Source organism: Leptospira gomenensis (assembly GCF_004770155.1).
GTDB classification, from domain to species: Bacteria; Spirochaetota; Leptospiria; order Leptospirales; family Leptospiraceae; genus Leptospira; species Leptospira gomenensis.
In genome coordinates this window covers 1-1,463 of sequence record NZ_RQFA01000058.1, presented here as the reverse complement: position 1 = coordinate 1,463, position 1,463 = coordinate 1, and the positions used below count along the sequence as shown (strand labels likewise).

At 42.0% G+C, this 1,463-nt stretch carries 2 protein-coding genes; both read left to right on the top strand.

What is annotated here, in order from left to right:
* Positions 1-1,075 (top strand): glycohydrolase toxin TNT-related protein (locus EHQ17_RS12785; protein WP_135736191.1); only part of this gene is annotated, 1,075 nt, incomplete at its 5' end.
* Positions 1,072-1,248: a hypothetical protein gene (locus EHQ17_RS19830; protein ID WP_167882479.1), complete on the top strand. Its 177-nt coding sequence runs from the start codon at positions 1,072-1,074 to the stop codon at positions 1,246-1,248. The genes EHQ17_RS12785 and EHQ17_RS19830, both read left to right, overlap by 4 nt.
* Positions 1,249-1,463: the final 215 nt, after the last annotated feature.

Genomic DNA, 1,463 nt, shown 5'->3' with positions numbered 1-1,463 from the left:
CGTACTCACAAGCGTGAACAACGTCTACTTGAACGGTGTTCGTATTGCAGCGTTGAATGAAGCGGGTGCGCTTGCGTATTTTCTCACCGATCAAGTGGATTCCGTTTCACATGTGTTAGACGACGAGGGGAATACGTTGTCTCTGATGCACTACCTTCCTTACGGAGAGACGTTTGTGCACAAAGGTGACACGAACTTTTCTCCGAAATACAATTCTCAAGAGTTGGATCGGGAGTCCGGTTTTTACTTTTACAATGCGAGGTATTACGACCCGGGGATTGCGAGATTTACCAGTGCGGATACGATCATTGACGGTGAATTTGATACGCAGGGTTGGAACCGATTCTCGTATGTGAAGGGGAATCCGATTGGGGCGAAGGATCCGACGGGGCATTGCACAAGTCCTATGTCAACTGTCCCTTGCAAAAGGCCGTTGGAAACAGGCCCACCCGCAGGTGCGGTTGGGGCAGGAAGATCCTCTTCAAATTCGAATGGTGGATATTCTGGGGGACTTGGAGCTGCGGCTACGGGGCTTTTAGCTAATTTATTAGGTTCAAATAAAGATAATCCGAGTCTTCCTGACAAACCGCGAAGCACATCTGTGACCCCTGATGATGCGAAACAGATGGGGAAAGCTGGCCTTGATCCGCTTAATAAATCTGATATTAAGAATTTTCTTGGAAAAGGTAGCAAAAGTGGAGCGACACATGGAGGGAATTCTGGGATAAAAAATAATGTAACTAAAGCAATTCAACCATTTTACCCATCAAACAATGGTGCCATCGGAAAAGTGGAGAATCAATTTTTATACAAAGGAAGTATGATTGATAGATATGGCGGAAGCGATTATTCTCGATTTTTCTCACCGGTAGGAACGCCAAAAGGAGCAAGATCTTTACCGCCGGGAGTCGATTCACAAGCATTGAGAACATTTGAAGTAATAAAACCATTTGAAGTTAAAAAAAGTACAGTTGCTCCAGCTTTTGGACAAACTGGTTATGGTACACAATATCAAGCTCCGATTCCTTTAAAAACATTACTTGAGAAAGGCATCATTCGCGAGGTAAAAAAATGAATAGTGGTGATATTTCTAATTGGGAATTTAAAATTACTGAGATTTCAAATGGTGTATACCAAGTCATAGCCGCCGATCAACAAGGACATAAAATTGAATTAGAAGGGATTGAACCTGAAATACTTTTAACTAATTGTAAAAAATATGCATTAGAAATCAATAAGCAGGCTTAAGCTCGCAAAAACTAAAATCGCAGACAACACTCATTGAAAAGGATTTTCTTTTACTAAGAGAAATCTGAAAGAAGAAAAGAAATATTTTGCTTCCTTACACCGCGGATAAACTCAAGCGCCACTGCTCTCTATAAATCACCGCGGCAGGGATCGCAGCGGAAATACTGCAATGCAACATGCGCTTAAGAGGATCATAATATTTACGATATTACTCC

What these genes read in the sequence shown, in the direction of transcription:
- EHQ17_RS19830 (WP_167882479.1), top strand. Translation starts at nt 1,072, where the DNA reads ATGAATAGTGGTGATATTTCTAATTGGGAATTTAAAATTACTGAGATT.